10 protein-coding genes are annotated in these 20,537 nt (G+C 40.6%); all 10 read right to left on the reverse strand.

Features of this window, described 5'->3' with window-relative positions:
- Positions 1–4: 4 nt before the first annotated feature.
- Positions 5–1,834, reverse strand: coding sequence for a RagB/SusD family nutrient uptake outer membrane protein (locus ACWIB3_RS13105; protein WP_454291823.1), 1,830 nt, complete (start codon positions 1,832–1,834; stop codon positions 5–7).
- An 8-nt stretch (positions 1,835–1,842) separates the two neighbouring features.
- A complete protein-coding gene (locus ACWIB3_RS13110; protein WP_454291824.1) occupies positions 1,843–5,013 on the reverse strand; it encodes a SusC/RagA family TonB-linked outer membrane protein in 3,171 nt (1,056 codons plus the stop codon).
- Positions 5,014–5,880: 867 nt separating this feature from the next.
- Positions 5,881–6,969 carry a dipeptidase gene (locus ACWIB3_RS13115; RefSeq protein WP_454291825.1) on the reverse strand — a complete coding sequence of 363 codons (1,089 nt, stop codon included), beginning with the start codon at positions 6,967–6,969 and terminating at the stop codon, positions 5,881–5,883.
- A 7-nt stretch (positions 6,970–6,976) separates the two neighbouring features.
- Positions 6,977–8,083 (reverse strand): D-TA family PLP-dependent enzyme, encoded by a 1,107-nt coding sequence (locus tag ACWIB3_RS13120; RefSeq protein ID WP_454291826.1) that lies wholly within the window; start codon positions 8,081–8,083, stop codon positions 6,977–6,979.
- A gap of 2 nt (positions 8,084–8,085) precedes the next feature.
- Positions 8,086–8,556 carry a RidA family protein gene (locus ACWIB3_RS13125; RefSeq protein ID WP_185212326.1) on the reverse strand — a complete coding sequence of 157 codons (471 nt, stop codon included), beginning with the start codon at positions 8,554–8,556 and terminating at the stop codon, positions 8,086–8,088.
- Positions 8,557–8,583: 27 nt separating this feature from the next.
- A complete protein-coding gene (locus ACWIB3_RS13130) occupies positions 8,584–9,912 on the reverse strand; it encodes a gluconate:H+ symporter (protein ID WP_454291827.1) in 1,329 nt (442 codons plus the stop codon).
- 163 nt (positions 9,913–10,075) lie between these two features.
- A complete protein-coding gene (locus tag ACWIB3_RS13135; RefSeq protein WP_454291828.1) occupies positions 10,076–11,464 on the reverse strand; it encodes an ATP-binding protein in 1,389 nt (462 codons plus the stop codon).
- On the reverse strand, positions 11,454–12,809 hold the full coding sequence (locus tag ACWIB3_RS13140) for a DUF6851 domain-containing protein (protein ID WP_454291829.1): 1,356 nt from the start codon (positions 12,807–12,809) through the stop codon (positions 11,454–11,456). Before ACWIB3_RS13140 ends, ACWIB3_RS13135 begins: the two co-directional genes overlap by 11 nt.
- 50 nt (positions 12,810–12,859) lie before the next feature.
- Positions 12,860–14,182 carry a contractile injection system tape measure protein gene (locus ACWIB3_RS13145; protein WP_454291830.1) on the reverse strand — a complete coding sequence of 441 codons (1,323 nt, stop codon included), beginning with the start codon at positions 14,180–14,182 and terminating at the stop codon, positions 12,860–12,862.
- A 4-nt stretch (positions 14,183–14,186) separates the two neighbouring features.
- Positions 14,187–20,522, reverse strand: a complete 6,336-nt coding sequence (locus ACWIB3_RS13150) for a hypothetical protein (RefSeq protein WP_454291831.1) — start codon at positions 20,520–20,522, stop codon at positions 14,187–14,189.
- Positions 20,523–20,537 lie beyond the last annotated feature (15 nt).

Below are 20,537 nucleotides of genomic sequence, written 5' to 3' on the forward strand. Positions count from 1 at the left end.
ATGATTAATAGCCTGGAATCTGTACCAATTGTTTATTACGGTCAATTTCCATTTGATGCCAAGGCATAAAGTAATTTTTGTCCTCCCATGGTGCTCTCAATACTGCCGGCACACGTTTATGGAAATCAGGACTGTTGATAGCCGAACCTTTGGTCATATCCATTCCTTCATAATTTCCACCTTGTCTGTAACCATCTTGGTCAGCAACTTTCCATCTTCTTACATCAAAAAAGCGCTTTCCTTCAAAACATAACTCTACTCTACGCTCCGTACGGATCTCTTGTCTTACTCGCGCTTGTGATAGACCTGATGTCAAGGCTGGAAGTCCACCTCTTGTTCTAACTTTATTCAAGTAAACCAATACATCTGGATGGTTAGGTTGTGCTTCATTCAATGCCTCAGCATAGTTTAGATATAGCTCCGATAACCTGATCAACATGGCTGCACGGTTAGTGGCATTCGATGGGTCCACAGAAAATGACGGGTGAATATTCTTTCTAGCGGTATATCCTGTTTTAGGCCAATCCCTAGGGGCACCATTTTTACCTGAGTTACCTGTTGCGAAAAACTCTACCCATTTCATCCCTGATTTTGGAGCTCCCGGAATCAATGATCCATTAAATGTGATATAGGAATAGAATCTTGGTTCACGGTCCATATACATTTTATTGGTTCCTTCTGCATAGTATCTAGTCTCTGCACTTGAATAGGTATTTTCATTATATGTGCTGCTTTGTTGGATCGTTTGTCCATTTTGCATCCTGAAATCATCCACCAACTCTTGAACAACGGCTAATCCATTGTAAGCTGTACCCGAGATCGCTCTTGGCGAAGCATGGATTTCCCACTGATAGCGGTTGGTGTTTGGACGCATCCAAATTCCTTCTTTTTGATATCCGTCCCAAAATACATCTCTAGTGGAAAGAAATGCTGTTTCAAAATCGTTGGCACCCGTTTTTACAAATAAGGCCTTACCATTGGCTTCTGCTAAATCTATTGCCGCTTTTGCTTGGGTAGCTGCCTTTTGCCAACGTGAAGCATCATAAGTAGGATTGATCAATTGCTTTCCATCTAAGTTTCTCCAATTGGCCATAGCCGTATTACCGTTATAAAGCGGACTGGCATGGAACAATAGGATTTCAGATTTTACTGCTTCGGCGACCATTTTATTGATTCGACCTAATTGTGTACCATCAGCTGTCGTTGTTCCCATTTGGAAATGTTCAACCGGAAGGTCTTTGATCGATTCATCGATCTGCGCAATAACAAATGCAACCGACTCATCCCAAGAACTTCTAGGAATCTGGTAATTATCTCCTGCTGCATCTTCGCTGATCAAAGGAAGGATTACTGCCGGACCATGCATTTTCATGACCGACCAGTAATAAAAAGCTCTTAAGAATTTCGCCTCCGCTTTGTATTCTTTCACCAATGTAGCACCATTCTCTGCTGTCAGTAGTTCCTTACAGCGGTCAACATTATCTATGAAAATCTGAGCCTGTCTGATTTTATTGTAATAAGTGACATACATGGTATTTACATTATCAGCTGATAACGCTCCTGAATTCGCAGGGAATTCCTGCCAATTGGATACATCCATTTCATCAGTGATCGCTGACCAGAAGAACGAGTATGGCTGGTTCCAAACATCTTGGATCGGAGAATACAATCCTCCCCAATAATTTTCCGTTTGAGCACGGTTGGAAAAAATGGTTTCAATATTCAATAGGTTGTCCGGTTGCGCATCGAAGAACTTATCGTTGCAACTGTTCATGGACATCGTCGTTGCTGCAAGCAACAACATGCAGGTAATTTTTTTATAATTGATTTTCATGGCTATTCTTATTTAAAATTTAGTCTTATCCCCATATTGTAAACTCGTGTAATGGGATAAGCTGCTCCTCTACCATCTCCCATTTCTGGATCCCAGAAATCCCAGTTTGAAATAGTGAACAAATTGGTTCCATTCAGATAGATCCGGAACTTAGAAACACCAATTTTATCCAACCAAGATCTGTCTGTAAAGTTGTAACCAAATTCGGCTTGCTTCAAGCGAATGAAATCCGAACGGTGCAACCAATATGTACTTCCATAATAGTTGGTCGTAACGGTTTCATTCGTCGATAATCTTGGGTATAAAGTTTCTTTATCAGGGTTGTTCGGATCCCAACGGTCTAATAGATTGGTGTACATGTTTCCGTAAGTCGCACCTTGCGAGAACGGGGTCACCGCGAAACCACTCGCATAGTTAAGATCAACCAAACCAGAACCTTGGAAGAATAAGCTCATATCAAATCCCTTAAATCCTCCACCTAAGGTAATACCATAAGTCAGTAATGGAGTTGATCCATAACCAATGGCCGTTTGATCATTGGAATTAATGATACCATCACCATTTAAATCCTTGTATCTGATATCCCCTACGCGTACATCACCAGCTTGAGATGCAGAGTTTGCAATTTCCTCATCAGTCTTGAACAATCCTTGATCAATGTATCCGAAACGCTGAGAGATACGGTGACCTTCTCTGTTCAGGTACGGGAATGCCCATGGTGGTAGATTATCTTTCACAGCACGGTTAGAGTTGTAGTTCATCGTACCTCTTGCCATAAAGAAACCATTGGTCATTTGCTTGTTGTACTCCAAGGTCAAGTCGATACCCTTATTGGCTGTTTCACCGATATTTTTGTAAGGAACGTTTCCAGAATTAAATCCCGATACATAAGGAATATCCAATCCTTGCATCAAGATACCTTCTCTATCTTCCTTAAATAACTCAGCAATGAATTGCAATTCGCTATTGAATAGATTGATCTCGAAACCGATATTATGTCTGTAGGAAGTTTCCCAAGTTACATCGCCACGCATCAAGGATTCTACATACCCCGTAAATCCTCTTTGAGATCCTGGAATACCGAAATTATAGGAACCACCTTCTTGAGCAAATCTTGTTAGGTACAAGAAACGGTTTCCAGTATTCGAGTTTCCTGAAGAACCATAGGAATAACGTAATTTCAAGTGATCGATATGTTCTTTCAATGGTTCAAAGAATTCCTCATTCGAGATTACCCATCCTAAACCTACGGAAGAGAACAGACCAAAACGGTTATTTGGCGTAAAGTTGTCAGATCCGGAATAAGAGAAGTTGGATTCAAAAAGGTATTTTCTGTTGTAAGCATAAGTTGCTCTTCCCACCAATGCTCTATTTCTGTAAGGAATAGCCGCTTGATACGAACCTACATTGGATGCCGCATCGGAAAAATCCGTTTGGTTGAACAACAATAAACCGCCAACTTCATGGTCTCCAAATGCACGGTTATAGTTCAAAGAAGCTTCTGCATATAGACGGCGGGTTGATGATCTTCCCAATCCAAAGTTTAGGTCTGGAGATCCTGCATCCGTCAAGTTCAAGATCAGATTGCCTTCATCATCTCTGCCCTCAGCAAAATAAGATGGCAGGTTTCTCACCCTAGAAAGAACGGATTGAACCGTTGCATCAAATGCGAATAATCCATTAGCACTCAAACCTTCAGTTACAAACCCTAATTGCTGGGTCAATCTCAGGTTGGAACGAACCACGTTATCATATCTGTTATTGATACCCGATTGGGTCAAAGCCTTAAATGGGTTTTCTGTTGCACCCTTCACAAATGGCCATGAGCCATCCGAATATTGAACTGGAATTACATGTGGTGAGGTCTGAGTCGCCAAAGCGAAAATATAGTCCCTACCCCTTGCCGGTTCATTATAGTTTTTCAAGAAACCATTGATACCAAAATCAATCTTGGTATTTGGGGTTACATTGACGGTCAAATTACTGGTGAAATTAAATCGATCCTCTTTCAATGCTGAATTGTAGGTGTCGATATCTTCAGTCCTGAACTGACCGGTTTCGTTGTAATAGCCTAAAGACAAATAATATTGGGCGATATCTGCACCACCGGTAATATTAACGTTTGCCCTGTTATTGGTTGCATTGTTCTTAAAAAGCACATCATACCAATCCACATTTGGATATAGATCCGGATCGGCACCAGTTCTGTGCAATTCTATTCTTTCAGGTGTGTAGAAAGGTTGTTTACCACGCATAGTCAAACCTTCGTTGAACAATTCCATAAAGGTCGGTCCATCTACGAAATCAGGCAGGTACGTAAATCCTGTGATACCCTGTTGCAGTTCGGCAGAAATGGAAGGTTTACCAGCCTTACCTTTACGGGTATTGATGATAATAACCCCATTCGCACCTCTCGTACCGTAAACGGCAGTGGCGGTTGCATCCTTCAGGATGGTGAAGCTTTCGATGTCCTCTGGATCGATATTGTTGATATCACGATCTGGTACTCCGTCGACGATCAATAATGGTGACTGAGGTGAACTTGCGAAAGTAGATACCCCGCGAACAAACAGGTTTGCACCACCAGAACCAGGACCTCCACTGCGTTGCGTCGCAACAACCCCAGCCAAACGACCCGCAATAGCTGTCGTTAAGTTAGCAACTGGAACCTTGAGCTCTTCTCGCTTGATTGTCGCCTGCGAGCCCACATTACTTTCTTTCTTTTGCGTACCGAATCCGACAACAACAACTTCATCGATTCCTGCCAGATCCTCATTTAAAGTTACTGTAATGTCCTTTTCATTTTCTGTCAGCGGCACTTCTAGGAATTCAAAGCCTACCAATTTGAAAACAAGGGTAGCATCTGATGGTACTTCAGCAACGAACCTTCCATTGGCATCGGTAGAAGTCAGCGCCTTGGTCTGTCCCTTTACGGAGATGGTTACCCCCTGCAAAAGATTACCATTGGCATCCTTCACCGTTCCTGTGTAAACGGTCTGCTGTCGATCGATCATGGTTACGGCTGGAAATAATTCCGAAATGTTTGTGGCACCTAAAACATCAATTGGACACATCGATGAAATCAATAAGGTTGCTACGGAAACCTGACCCCATTTTGGGACAAGCTTAAAAACATTGGACATAGGTTTTTTAATAGGTTGACCCTTTTTCATGTTCATAGTTAGCGGTTAGTAAAATTGATTATTGGGGTAATGATAAGAGTTAATTAGAGGAAAAAAAACAGCAATCGTTTGCGTAAATTTTTAACGAATTCAGGAATTTTCATTAAAAAATTAAATCAATAAAAACACATAACCCCATTTTTACTGTGCTAAAACCATTATTTTGGGTATTTACTAATATTAACCCTACGTTAATAACAATTTTGTTACACAATTCATTATGTATAACATGAACCTGAAAATCAATAAAAATTTGAGTTGTGCAATCGGGACAAATTCGAGATTCATTCGACCCATATTCGGAAAATTCGGAATATGTCTCGAATAAGGTCAAAGTCAGGTCAGACTAAAATCGATAAAACAGAGAGGAGGAAAATTGAAGGAAAAATAGAGGTCAAAATATGAAAATGCTAGGGGTTTATTAAAATTTTTAGTTTGAACCAGGATGGAAAGGATGAGAGGATGGATCAAGATTTGGATTATTTTTTTTGCAAGAAAGTCCCTGTTACGATAAGTTAGCTAGAATTAACAAAAAAAGGCATTCGATTAATCGAATACCTTTTTTTCGTTACCTTATATTGTTCAATACCTTTCTAAAATATTTCAGCCATTCTAGGGCAGATTGTCATAAATTGCCCATTTATGGTAACGCTTTTTCGTTTATACCATCTGGCCCATACAATTTGTCTCTATCAACCTTGAAAACTAATAACTGGGAGGGAAAAATAATAATCTTGGCCAATCCTCCAATCCTCGTGGTGAGCAAAGTCGAACCCCATCCTCGTTCATTCCCAGTTCTTGGTCCATCCTCTAATCCCTTTAATCCTGGTTGATTCCCAGTTCTTGGTCCATCCTCTAATCCCTTTAATCCTGGTTCAAACTCCCCCTCATAAACCTCAACCAATTGCCGTTTGCAATCTTCTGTATATCTTCCTTCGCATAGCCTCTATTTCTTAGGATCGGGAATACTTTTTGGATATCGGCAATGGTTTCCAGATCATAGGGACATTGTTCTCTTCCAAATGCGCCATCCAAATCACTGCCTACTGCTACATGGTTGGTATTGCCAGCAATCTGACAGATATGGTCGATATTGTTGGCCATGATCTCCATATTGCAACCTGTTCCTTTTGGAGTAGATGTTCCCCGTATCCAATTTGGGACCATCATCCAGGCGTCCAGTGCAACGCCAATAACCGCATTTCTGTCAACCAGAGCCTTGATCATATCATCAGAAAATTGACGGTTATGATCAACAAATGTCCGGCAGTTGTTGTGACTGGCCCATATAGGACCTTTATATCGATCTAAAGCATCCCAAAATGCATCGTCATTGAGATGGGTTGCATCAAGGATCATATGGAGGTTGTCCATTTCCTGGAGCAAGGCAATTCCATCCTGATTTAACTTTCCACTGGAATCCGTACCATTGGCATACCGACCTGGTCCATAATGGGCGGGACCAAGTGCACGAAGGCCATAATCATATGCCTTTTCAAGATAGGACAGGTTAACGATGGAATCAGCACCTTCCAGGCTAAGGATATAACCGATGGCTTTTTTCACATCTTCAATATTATCATTCCAATGCGCGACATGGGCATCTAGTTCCGCTTTTGTCCGGATCATTTTTAGCTGCCCATCCTCTTCCATCGCTTTGTACCAAGCTAATTGCCCTTGAGTTTGTGCCCATGCCTGTTCGGGAGATAACCAACCTGGAAGAACACTTCCGTGCTCTACATACCTTGCAATCTGGGTGGCAACGACCAGAACTATGTTCCCTTTTCGAAGTTCATCGAAAGTGACGGTCGCTTTGCCGCGATCTGGGTTATCGACCATGCCCTCTTCCCTCCGGTTCAACTCTGAAATGGGGATCCGGAGATCTCGATTCCATTCCATCGCATTCATGCTTAGATCAAGGTGACCATCGATCAAAAAAGGCTGTACTTCCATAATATCCTTAAATATTTAACATTCTATTCCTCGCAACAACTTGCCAATTCTTAACCTTTTGATGGTCTGCGATGACCGAGACTTTATCATACAAGGCCACGGTTGGGCAGATATGCAAAGGAATGGCATAGAGTTCCGTACCTACTGGATACTCATTGCTATCATTGACGTTGAGCACCATATGTTCCTCACTCTGTAATATCGGAACGGCATCATCGGCATACAAAAACTTAACCCTTGGCAATGGAGATTCCGAAGCGACAGCCTTGTAACCTAAGTCTATACATATGCGATGCTCATTGATCACGGATATCACTCGGGTCAAAAGTACTGCGGCGACTTCAAAAGCTTGTTCGGGTATTTTCTGGGAGTAACCCCAATCCCAAAACACAAAGGTTCCAGGGCTACAGGCCACATTAGGACGTTCAGCATGCCGTGTAAACGAAGGCGAACCGCCCACTACTATTTTCAATGGATAAGTACATTTTTCCTGAAAATAATCAAATGCAAGCTTGAGTAAATCATACCCTGAATCTGCCTCCTTTTCACGTATGGAAGCATCAACATTGTTAATCTGCCCATCATAGCCATGTATGCCCTCCAAAAGCAAGCTGTCTTGTTCGGCAATGCAGTTCCAGAGCATTTCAATGTCTTTTATGGAAGCTCCAGTCCTACCCATCCCTACGTCAAGATCCAGGTAGAAGCTGGTTTTTATTCCCTGCACTTTTGCCTGAAAATTGACTATTTTAATAGATTCTACATTATCCAATAAACAGGAAAAATGGGTGTTCGGATACTCTTGGATCAATTTCAGAAACCGTGAGATATTTGGTCCCACGGGCTGATAGGCCAAAAGGACATCCTTAGCATTACTCAATGCCAGCATTTCCGCTTCAGCAATGGTAGAACATTTAAACTGCTCAATACCTTCCTCAATCATCATCTTGCTCACTTCAAGCATTTTATGGGTCTTTGCATGAGGGCGCAACCTTGACGTATCATTGGCGACCATTCTTTTGAGCAAGCGAATATTACGGGTTACCCGATCAGGATACAGTAAAAGAGCAGGGGAAGCGATACAATCTGAATTTTTTACTTCAAACCAATTTTCCATGATTAGCCTTCATGTAATTCAAACATAGCTTCAATCTCCACCGGGATATTGTCTGGCAGCGAGCCAAAGCCGACTGCTGATCGCACTCCAATACCATTTTCCTCGCCCCAAACCGAAGCAAACAATTCACTACAACCATTGATTACATAGGGATGTCTTTCAAAATCAGGCGTGGCATTGACCATTCCTAAAACTTTGATAACGCGTTTTACTTTATTCAGCGAACCTAAATTGGCTTTTATCGTAGCCAGCATAGCCAGACCGACCTGTCTAGCAGCTACCTTACCAGCTTCCATGTCCATATCTTCACCAACGCGCCCGATGATCAAGGTTCCGTCATTTTGAACCGTACCATGACCAGATAAGTAAAGATATTTTCCATCGACCAAACATGGTTTGTACACCCCAAGTGGCTTTGGTGCTGGAGGTAATGTTAAACCTAATTTTTCAAATTGTTCATCTGCATTCCACATGATTTATTATTTTTTGATTAGTAATTTTTATATAAATAAAGATAAGATCATTACACCGATCAGACCAACGGTGGAGACAATAGCCTCCATCATGGACCATGATCGAAAGGTATCTTTTACCGATATTCCTAAATATTCTTTAAACATCCAAAATCCGGAGTCATTTACATGTGAAAACATGAGACTTCCCGCACCGATCGAAAGGACCATCAGGTTTGGATTGATATCAGTAGCCTGCAACAAAGGCAATAGCACACTTGCCGCAGTGAGTGCTGCAACTGTTGCCGAGCCTATGCATCCACGGATTATGGCCGTAATGATCCATGCTAAGATTAACGGATGGATAGGTAAGCCTTGCAGGGCCTCAGCCAATTTTAAGCTGACACCACTGGCCTCCATTACCTCTTTGAACACCCCAGAACCAGCAATTATCAAGAGGATCATCGCAATGTCCTTGACCGCATCTGCATACACCGACATTACCTCTTTGATGGGTCTGCCCTGAAAGATCCCTAAAGAAAACATAGCGTAGATAACGGCAATGAGCATAACGATATTTGCCGAGCCTAAAAATGCAATGATTTCATGCATGAAGGTAGATTCCTTTGGTACTACATATGGTAAAACGGTAAAGAGAACAATCATGACCACCGGCAATAAAGCGGTAAAGAAGCTATTGAAAGCCCCAGGTTTAGGATAGTCCTCGTCCTCTGGTTTTGGATCTACCTGTTGAAAGATTTCAGATTTACCAGCCTTGATATTCTTGAGGGTTTTGCTGAACAAAGGACCGCCAATAATTATGGCAGGTATAGCAATGAGCAATCCATAGATCAATGTCAATCCCATATTGGCATTGAACAGGACCACCAAGGCTACTGGAGAGGGATGCGGAGGAATAAATCCATGGGTTACCGACAAAGCTGCCAACATCGGCAGACCGATGTAGACCAATGGTAATTTGTATTTATAGACTATTGAAAAAATTAGGGGAACCAAAAGCACAAAGCCTACGCCATAGAACAAAGGAATACCGACAATAAAACCTGTAAAGGCCATTCCCCATTGCAGATGCTTGACCCCAAACAGGCGAACCATAACGGTTGCAATATTTTCTGCTGCGCCACTATGGGCTATCAACTTTCCGAGCATGGCACCTAATACAATGATCAGGGTAAGCCCGCCCATGATAGATCCTATCCCCTTTTCAACAGTTCCCGGAATCTTTGCCAATGGAATTCCCAGGACGATAGCGGCTAAGATCGAAACGATCAGGAAGGCCAAAAAAGTGTTGATTTTAAAATAGGTAATGAAAATGATTAGCAACAATAGGCTAAGAAGTACGATTGTAAATACCATTTAGTTTATATTGAAGGTTAGGAAGCTTTCATAGCGAAAGCCTAAGGTAATTGCTATCCCTAAAATAGTAATACCTAGGCGAATAAGAGAGGGATTTTAAAAATAAATATTTCAGGGTTCTAAGGGGCATGAAGTTAATATTGCCCCATATTCAGAGTAGCTGTTAATGGAAAGGTTTGCCTTCTTTCAATAATTCTTTACGGATTCCGTCCAATACATCGGAGAGATATATGGATTTTTGATCTTTTTCGGGAGTAGATTTTTCAATGGCTTTGATACAGGAATAGTGTACCGCATTGACGATAGAGCCTCCCGATACAACATAATTTTTCACGAGTTCCGGAATATCTACCTTTTCGTTCTTGTCATTAAAGAACAAGGCCTCTTCTGGAAAACTCAATTTCCATATTTTGGCGCGGTCTGCCGCGTCGGGAACAGTGAATTTCAAAATGGCATTGAACCTGCGCATAAAGGCATCATCAATATTATTTTTCATATTGGTAGCTAGGATTACCATGCCATTATACTCCTCAATACGTTGCAGCAGGTAAGAAACCTCTTGATTGGCATATTTATCATGGGCATCCCGAACATTGGTCCTTTTTCCAAATAAGGAATCCGCCTCATCAAAAAACAGGATCCAACCTTTGTCCTCGGCCTTTGCAAATATCTGTTCCAGATTTTTTTCGGTCTCCCCAATATATTTCGACATCACCATCGAGAGATCGATTTTGTACACATCCTTCCCGACTTCTTTGCCCAATAACCCGACGGTAAGCGTTTTACCGGTCCCTGAAGGACCATATAGCAGGGCTTTATAACCATTGTTTATCCTACCCCCCATTCCCCATTCGTTAATCAGGATGTTGTTATATTTTAACCAGCTCTTCAATTCCTGGATCTGCTCTTGGAGCTCATCATTGATGACTAAATCTTTCCATTCCAATTTGGTACGGATTAATTTAGCTGGAAAATTAACACTGAACTTAGGCTGGGTAGACTCGCCATAGATAAATGCATCGAGGTATTCTTTGGAAATCAAGATCTTTCCACTCATCTCAGGCTCTCCTGCCGGCACATCATCTAACCATAGGATTTTTTTACTGTCAAAAATATGGTCAGCCCAAAACAGCTTATGGATTGCGGTCTTTTTATCAAAATCATCATCGCCTAAAAGAAAGACAGCAGTTTCACCCGTAGGGATAAATCCTCTAAAATCCTTTCCCCTTACCCCACCTATTTTTTGAAAATCTCCCGAGCGCTGTAGTTTAAAGTTGATGGCATTATCAAAGAGGTCGGCTTGCATATGAGGAGCCATCCCAATCAGTAATAGACAAGCTTCTTGTTCATTGAGTTGATGATGCTTGATAAATTCTTGCAGCTTTTTGGACCAGGTCCTATAAAGGGGTTTAGGCTTTTCAAATTCAGTTTCACCGGGGAACCAATTGCTCAAACGGTACAAGATCAACTGCTCTAGGAATTTGAGTTCTGCCGGGGCGTTGATATCAAGAAAGCTAATGCTTAGATCTGTATTTGCCTTTTTACTTTTCATTGAAATAGACTTTTGCTTTTTCCCAAACGGTCATGGCTACTTTCAAACCAAGCTTATGCCCCTCGGCAGTGGCCTTGGGAAAATGAATTCCCCCATAGATACAGGCAAGTCCCGCTTGCTCAGCAGCGAAAGAATAGGTCGGCCATTCCAGCACGATATCCATACATGGAGTTACCGCAGGTTCAATTTTTGAAGAACCCATTTTTATGGTTGTCCTGCCTCCAAAGGCATCATTCCCTGTAAAGTTCTTCAGGATAACCGCAGCTGCGCGGCTAAAGCAACTGTGAGCAGAAATATATTCTGGAGTCGCTGGCGTTTTCAGATAAGGATTCCATTGATCCCCCTTAATCGTCTCTGTTCCTTTACAACTGCCTCCCCAAGCATGTACATGCAGGCCATTGAATAAGTTCCTGATGGCCGTAATAGGTCTGACAGATTGATATTGATGTTTGCATTCCCAACTAGCAATTGATGCATCCAACAATGCATTGCTGAGCACAAAGAAAAGCTTGATGCATTGGGAGTTCCTGTAGAATTCCTTTTGAGCAACGAACTGCGCTATCTCACACCAATGCCCAGGAGTCGTAAAGGAACCTCTGGCGTCTTCCCAGTAAGTAGCAATGACTTTTTGTTCATCCGTCAATGCAGCATTGATATCCAAGATTTCCCGGGCTTGTTGCTTGAACTCAGGTTGTTCCTTCGTAAAAGGTGCGTCAGGTCTAAATTGCCAGCTAAATGGAAGGGCAAAGGATTGTACCAAGCCCCAATGTGGAACATGGAATCGTTGGAACCTGATTTTGGCTCCTTCCTTAATTTTCTGAAGGGGTTGCCAATAACTGAGATTATTCAGGTGTTCGGGAGGATTGATAGGTTTATAACCTGTATAGTCAGAAAATCTTGGCATATGCAGGCTTCCATAAGGATTGCTTCCATCCCCATATCGCTGTTCAATGGTTAATTTTGCCATAAGGTTGCCAATCCCTTCCGGCTTGGAAATGTCCAGGGTTTTATGGTCAGGATCGTAATCCAACTGGCACATAAAATCACGGAAAATATCCTTTTCTTCAGCTGGCAATTTTAACCAGAATAGGTTCACCAGAATCCGGTAAGCAGCATAACTGAAGGACTTACGGATATTATCCTTGGCACAATTTGATTTTGGGATTTTTATATATTTAGCTGTACTTGTGCTATAGGCACAGTTATCATATACAGACCATGCATCGTACATTGCTGTATGCATCATTGCCAATGCTCTCGCAGCCAATGGAGCAGAGGTTTTGGTCAACTTGATGGCCTCCAGCATAAGTTGATTCCATATTAACACTAGCGGTTTTTCTGACATGATATTATACTATAAATTCATTCAATAATTCGTTCATAAGCCTCTAAAATTCACCTCCATTCTACATGGATAAGCTGTTTTAGCCATGGGAACTTGATCATATTCAAATTCCACGGCAGGTAATCCAGCAACATATCGATAGGACCTTTTTCCACTTGTATCGTAATCTTTTCCATTCCCAGCTCTATTTTGCCTTTTCTCTGTAAAAAGCCTTCCCTTAATCCATCAACAGAAGTCTTTTTCAATATCTCCCAATTGGCGATACAGGCTTCCATCATAGCAATGACTTCCTCCTTTTCATCCTTGCTCATTTCTATAGATGTAGGAATTGCGGCTTTTATCGGATATGAGCATAGCAGTTTTGGAACTGTCAATTCATACTCCTTAGGCTGTTCCTTTCCAGTTGCTGCAAAATGTAATAGGTAGATAGCTTTTTCCTTAGCATCCAGAGAGATGAAATCTTTGTCTTTGACCAATCCCAATTGTTTGAATAATGAGTTTAAAAAGGGATGTAATAAAACCAACCCTACATGGTCCTGAAAAATAGCTTCTTTAATCTCGGTTATATCTTTAAATTCTTCAAAACTACGTACCTGATCAATCACCGGATTGGCAAAGGAATTGTAAGCCACTTTAATTTGCTCTATGCGATTTTTGAATTCAGCTGAGTTTGAATTAAAGAATTCTTTAGAAACGACCTGAAGCAAATCCAGCCAGAACTTCTCTCGCCAAACTATTTTGTTTCCAGCATTAATTTCCTTGTATTTGGATACAAAAGCGAAAAAATCCTTTACTATTTTATCCAATGATTTTTCCTGTTTTGGAGCTATTACTTTAATCAATCTATTCAAAAAGCTATCTGAATGTTGCCTCACTAATCGAATTCGGAAATTGGGACTACGTTCTACCTCCAGTATGAAATGATTCAAGGTTTCCATCTTACTAGAAAGGGATTCTAGAACATGTTCTTGCCAAGCATCTATCGGAAATTCAACATTCCAATCCAAATAGCCCTGTCGCAAATAAGAAATCCATTTATGAAAGTCCGAGAGAGTGGTATGCTGAATATTCACTCGATGGTTTAATGCTCTTTCTTTTAGTATCTGTTCTTCTAATTGCTGTTTTATGTTTTCTACTAATCTCCCATTGGATTTAATATGATCTAAATCCATTAGCTTAATAATACCCAGATCAATGGTCAAGGAATCTAGTGATAACACTTCATCATCGTTGGATAAACCCGACAGGATTTCATCCATCAAAGGCACAAAAAACTCCCAATATTGATTACTTAGTTTTTGCTGAATGCTAAAACTAGCTTCTCCTTGTGATAATAGGAGCTCAATACGCTGTTTTCTGATGATATGCAGCATGATTTCACTTCTTATTTCCTAATAGCAGATTCTTGATTTCAAGTACATTGATTGCGGGTTGATATTTCTTTAATTCCGTTCCATCCCAATGATTATAGATCGCAGCTACATCAATTTTCGCTTTCCGCAACCTTTCAAAAGCGGCATTGAGTAGGGAAAGATCGGTTTTGTTCTTTTTCTTATGGTTGACCTGATCCAAGGCATAACAGACTACGGATTCCAAGACACGGTGCATCTGAGGTTTATTCAGGACCACGTAGTTCTTTGCCGTAGTTTTTTTGTTTTCAATGATTTGCGTAACTATAGCTTCCAGTTGGTTTATGGCCAGATTAGGATCGCTCATGTAATTTTGGACACTTTGAACAACCAGGTTTTTCTGGAGTTTCTCAGCAACTTGTTCTACTGCTGATCGATAGTGCATCATGCGTCTTTCTTTCAGTAGATTCAATTCTTTAGTATTACCTCGCTTTACCGTATTTAATACAGGAGCAATAGTTTTTTCTTCTTCCTTATTCTCTTTCTGGACCTTGCGGATGTAATCATAATTGGGTTGATTGTTTTGATCGCAACTGATGAATTGGTATTCACCAGGATAGGAAACCCGCCAGCAAAATGAAGCATTTACCTGGTCTAAGAAACTTTGTTGCATGCTGTAACTGTTTTCTTGGTTAACTTCACGATACAGGCAAGGATTATAGGTTTCAACTTGACTATTACATGGTTTACAAGTTTCGCAATCCACTAAATCTTCATAATTACGATGGAATAGGAAATTCAAGAAATCATCGCTGGAGAAATTTTCTATACAGGTTTTTTTCTTGGCAAGCCATTTCCTCCAGTTTTTGTATTTTGATTCAAAACAGCAATAATCATGAGGCGCTAGCCACAATATCCTCAACATTACATGGGCTGGTGCCAAACGGTATAAGATATCCTCCATTAGCATTCTTCCCGTTTTAGAGCGGAACCTTTTCGGCCATGCAGGTAGAGCTACGGTTGCAATAAAGGAATAGGGATCTATCGCTGGGACAAAGCAAATATCCGATTGATCGGAACATGGATCTTCTTGGTCAGCTTTCCAAGTAAAACCACAATAGGAATAGGTTTCATTACAGTAAAGGCTTTGTCGAATTTCACAGTCTTCTTCACATCGAGGTCTGAGTAATATATGTTCGACAACCTGTAAACCTTCGGCATTAATGAGTTCTTTTGCCCGATCGACAGCCTTGCACATCTCTTGCGAAGTTTCATAGCACTGAGGATTAAAGGCAATCTGTCTTCCATTAATAGAAAACTGTTCCCTATATTCCGGAAGGTTGAAATCCATTGCAATTCCAAATGAATTGCAGCTGCAATCCAGGATGGATTGATAATTTTCGAAATTGCTGAGCATATAGCTGGTCAAGCTGTACAACCGCATGGCCATATAGCAATTATCAATTGGGCAGGAAGTTTTCCAAGCCACATAACAGGTAGGCTCCTCCTCCACTGGATCTGAACAGCCACAGTTTACAGTATTCTCCTCTTTACATGAATTAAAGCCAGGCAGTTTTATTTCTATCTGATATTGATAGCCTTCATTATTTTGATTTTTGCTTCGGGTAATAGGAAAAAAGCAGAGAAAAAGTTCCAATTGCTCTTTAAATGATTCGACAGTCCAACCTTGGTTATAAGATTGGAGTATTACCTGTCCATTTTTGTCCTTTATAAAAACAAATTCCTTTTCAATGACATATTCATTTCCTAATGCCTGGAATTCCTCCAGATAATCAAAAAGAAGGTCACAATATTCTTGGTTATCATTTGCTCCAAACCTTTTGGTTGCAAAAGGTTTCCCGCCTTCATCGTGAAAAATCAAAGCATTATCTTCATTAGAAATAGAATAGGCATTTCTTTCATGAAAGCGTTTGAATTGATCATATAGATCAAGGACAACCTGATTTCTCTTTTTGGCCGTATCGTATGTGCATGGGTGGATCAAGAAGTCTGCACCGCAATTAATATAGAATGAAAAGCAGCAATCTTCCTTCCGCTGATATTTTCGGAAACCGATATTGGATTGAACGGCACAGATCAGGTTCTCGACACCTGCCAGTCCCCATGCCTCTTCCTCAGTGAAAAAGCGTTGGGTACTTTCCGCCAATACCTCGCGGATATAGATCCGGAAGTCACCTTTTCCATCATCATTAAAATCACAGTCAACATATAAATTGCCTGCATACTTTAAGAGCATCAAGAAAAAGAGAAAATCCTGCATAGCTGCCTCCGCAGTGGGATAGTCTTTGACACTATGCCAACCTTGGGGATTCTTTGCAGAATGAAAAGTCTCAAAATAGTACAGTTCATCATTCCTTTTTATCGGATAGGCCCGCACTAATTGCATCAGCATTTGTGGAATGCTGCCTTCTCCAAATGCATTAATCTCTTCTTGAGTTACCATAGGAATATAGACCAGGGCGGCTGTATTAGTATTCCTTTTCTCTTCGAAACTGATGAGAGTTCCGTAATTCTGCTCTACCGCCGCTACTTCCAAAATATGGAAATAGTTATTTTCAAAAGCTTCAAGCGCCTGTTCCTTGGTAGAAAAGGTATCAAAGCTTTCGAATAGCACCAACTCTTCATTGATATGTCCGGCAGACTTGTATAGGATATTATGAGCCCGAACCTGATAGGTATATGCCTTGGTTTTTTGCTTATTTGCTCCTGACACTTCTCTTACCACCGCAGACCCTAGACATAACTGTAGATAGTTTGGTTTTCTCTTAAACAACCTGGACAATTTCATTTTGGATAAAACCGCTTCTTCCTTAGATAGAAATTGTTGCTGATAATAGGCCAAGACATGATCTTTATCCACAAGCCGGTAAATATATCGGGCAGAATTTTCTGTAGACTCTTTCCTTATGGAGGTTCTAAAGTTCTGGGATTTATTGCTATTGGCATATTGAGCAATGCTCTTCTGCGAATCTAAAGCTCGATTGATGCTTTCCTCCTGAAATTCCGGAGTATCCAAATTGACCGTAGGCAATTTACTGCTTCTGTTTTGTTGGGTCAGGATAATTCCATTCTTACTTTTACCAACCCTTAATGTTGGGGTAGCTTGTTGGAAAGCATGTGAAGCTTTAATAGCTTCTTCCTTATATGGATATTCCTTGCTACTACTGAACTTATAATTGGAGTCTTGGTCAAAGCCTAATTCATAATTAAATTTCCATCCCTTTGGAAATGAATTTGTGGACAACCTATAGGTGGCCTTTTGAAAAGAGCTGATAATGAGATCACGTAGTTCTCTAGCTTCCTCTTCGGTTTCAAATTCTGTATAACAGATGGCTTCGACCTGCTCTTGATAGACAATTTGAAGTTGCCATTTGGAATCAATGGCGGATCGGTAAAAGGCGTAGTTTTTTGAATTTCCAGCAAGTTTCAATACTAAGTATGCATTGGCTTTCGCTTCTTTGTTACTTGAAAATTCTTTTACCGCATAAAATTTAAAGGAATTGGCATGGTCCAAAATATCGTAGGTAAATTTATCGGGTTTACCAACAATGGTATTACTGATATTGATCTTAAAGGCTTTGATGTCCAAATAATTTGGATCATCCTTATCAAGATCATTGAAAGTAAGCTGAGTTATTTTAGGTTGTTTCGAATCTTCTTCAGACCAGATATTGCTGTCATTCAATTTGCTCATATTCTTTCGAGCAGCCTCCATGGCACTGACATCGGAATCAAAAGCTTCCACATAGTTCCTAAGAATACTACCGTTATGGTCCAGCAATTGTACCTTATGCGCATAACTACTGATATAAATATCTTCTACAGGCTGTTTGGAAAACATCCGATTCAGTTTAGTCCTTACCTCATCGGCCTCTTGAGAGGTTGCATATTGTTTGTAGAATGGAACACTTGAACGATCGTCATATTGCAGCACAATGCTGTACATCTTTTCGTGAGGGATATACTTTGTCCTTAACCTTTCTGGTTGGGCAAGCGAATCGAAAACCATCTGTGCAGCTTCTTCAGCCTCCTTCGGAGAATCAAACTTTTCTGACAGTTTGAAATAGGTATCCTCTGCTATGCTTAATTCAACGAGGTAATATTCATCCAACTGCTCAACAACAAAATTGCACAGGCTGTGCAATTGCTTATTGGGGATCCCTGCAAGATATTTGGCTTCCTTCTCAAAACCAGAAATATTATCATTGTTCCATTCATCTTTTAAGTAATCGTATGCCCTGCCTCGATTGGAACTGATCTCATCATAATGGCTGAGAAAATCCTCTTTAGCTTGAATCAACTGGTTAGGTTGCTGATTGAATTGCATGAGCACATCATCCGTAAACCTTTCTGCAAATCGACTTAAGAGATGGTTTAAGAATGTATTCCTGCGTTCTGAATACAGATTATCATCTTCCAGTATCAAGGCAAGATAGGACTTGAAAGAAGCCATGTTTAATTCAATATCAAAGGAAACATGGTTTTCATCAATGATAAAACTCCTATAATTTTCTTCAAAGGAACCCACATAGGCGACTGAACTGAGATGCAGATTTGCAGCAGAAATGGAAGGAAAGCTTATTTTACTGATCAGAGCGTAATCATCTGAAGTGCCTTTGAGATAATAGTAGATCTTTCCTTCAGGATCATGGACAAAGCCATATTCATAGCTATTGTTGCTAAAATCCTCAATTAACTGCTTGATTGCTATCTGTTGCTTGATCAATGAACTATATTGGAACTGTTGCAAGGCTGGAATATCAATTGCATGGTCAATGATCAATTGGTCCAATTGACTTTTTTTAATCACGCGAATTAGGCTATCACCAACTGCTCCTAAGACTTCATTCTGATCTGTTCCGACAGCAAACCGAAGTAATTTGCTCAACTCCGGTTTCCCGGTCAATTGATTGAGGAAATAGGTTCTTCGTTGACCATCCTCTGCCGAGTTCATGGAAAATAAGGCTCGAATGTTTTTCAGCTGGGCCAAATAGCCGGCCAATAGCTGGTCAAAGAACAGTAAATAGCCCTTTAACTGGAGTGCCTGTGCTTTCCTCAAGTTTGAGACATCATCTGGCAGTCCACCTTCGGCGATGCCATATACCCTTGGAAAATCATCCTGTAACAGGAAATATTCATCTAAGTTCTCATGGAAGGTACCAGATGGAATGGCTTGGTCTAAATAAGCCGATGGCAATTGGTACAATACTTTGCCTGAATTTGCGAAATTGAGATTAAACAGTCCATCAAATTTTTTACTATCAAAATCAATCGGGATTCCGTTTTTCGTGAATTGAATACCAGAACAGGCTACCGAAAAATTAGTGATGTGATTTTCGGGGACATTAAACTTCCATGCATTTATATCACTAAACCGTCCTGTTTCGCAATTTCTTAGGGCTAGCTTATTTACTGATTTCACACCCGCAGAGGCTAAAATTACCTGATACAGGTCTGAAATATGGATTTCCTTTTTCAGTTTTAAGGCTGACAGCTCCTCTGTATCGATGAAGCCATGGCTTTCCGCAGGATTATAAGGTCTACCCGCAAAAATATCTTCTATATCCTTTTGACGGTCCAAGAGTTCCTGTAGGGTGTAGAATTTTGGTACAGGTGAAATAAAATCCCTTAGCCTTTGCACGACATCCTGATAAGATTTTTCGATATCTGCGTCATTTTGCAATTCTATCACGGCACAGACACCAATATCTATCTTGCAAAGCATGGTAATATCCACAAAGTCTTCACAGAAGTTTCTATGGGCCATCAATCTGTCTTTGACGGTTTTATTCAATGCATCTAAATAGGCATTAGCTGTTAATTCATCAGGAAAATCCTTATTCACATCCTTTTCAGGCTCAATAAAAATATGGTATAGCCCATTGAGATATTGAACGCAATCATTGTTTTGGTAATTGGTTGACTGCTGATCATATCTTGGCCTACAAAAGTCAGTTTGATCGGTAGCGACTTCTAACCAAGCATTCTTTACGCCTTCAATATCGATCAGGAACTTTCTATAATCCATTATGGTCAATGGATTACAGCTCAGGATCTCAGCAGCAGTAAAGAAATTATTATCAACTCCGGTTTCCTTAGGATCCCTGCTGAACAAATCAATGCTTGGTAGATTAGTTCTATAGCCTAAATCAAGAAGCGAGTAGCACAGTACTTCCAGGATGGTAATACCAGGGTCATGGACATTATGATCTGTCCAGATTTTTCCAGAGAGTTTACCAAGATATGCTATTCCTTCTGTTCTTAGTTTTTCAAAATCTAAGTACGCAGGGAAACCAGCATTGTCCTTGTTTATCGTTTTCTTATTTTCTCCTTGGCTTGCCATGATCTTGCATTTTAC

The organism is Sphingobacterium sp. NPDC055431 (assembly GCF_053644255.1).

Excerpts from the sequence above, each read along its gene's own strand:
- ACWIB3_RS13150 (WP_454291831.1), bottom strand. The coding sequence starts at position 20,522 with ATGGCAAGCCAAGGAGAAAATAAGAAAACGATAAACAAGGACAATGCT.
- ACWIB3_RS13115 (WP_454291825.1), bottom strand. The coding sequence starts at position 6,969 with ATGGAAGTACAGCCTTTTTTGATCGATGGTCACCTTGATCTAAGCATG.
- ACWIB3_RS13135 (WP_454291828.1), bottom strand. The coding sequence starts at position 11,464 with ATGAAAAGTAAAAAGGCAAATACAGATCTAAGCATTAGCTTTCTTGAT.
- ACWIB3_RS13120 (WP_454291826.1), bottom strand. The coding sequence starts at position 8,083 with ATGGAAAATTGGTTTGAAGTAAAAAATTCAGATTGTATCGCTTCCCCT.
- ACWIB3_RS13130 (WP_454291827.1), bottom strand. The coding sequence starts at position 9,912 with ATGGTATTTACAATCGTACTTCTTAGCCTATTGTTGCTAATCATTTTC.
- ACWIB3_RS13145 (WP_454291830.1), bottom strand. The coding sequence starts at position 14,182 with ATGCTGCATATCATCAGAAAACAGCGTATTGAGCTCCTATTATCACAA.
- ACWIB3_RS13125 (WP_185212326.1), bottom strand. The coding sequence starts at position 8,556 with ATGTGGAATGCAGATGAACAATTTGAAAAATTAGGTTTAACATTACCT.
- ACWIB3_RS13140 (WP_454291829.1), bottom strand. The coding sequence starts at position 12,809 with ATGTCAGAAAAACCGCTAGTGTTAATATGGAATCAACTTATGCTGGAG.
- ACWIB3_RS13110 (WP_454291824.1), bottom strand. The coding sequence starts at position 5,013 with ATGAACATGAAAAAGGGTCAACCTATTAAAAAACCTATGTCCAATGTT.
- ACWIB3_RS13105 (WP_454291823.1), bottom strand. The coding sequence starts at position 1,834 with ATGAAAATCAATTATAAAAAAATTACCTGCATGTTGTTGCTTGCAGCA.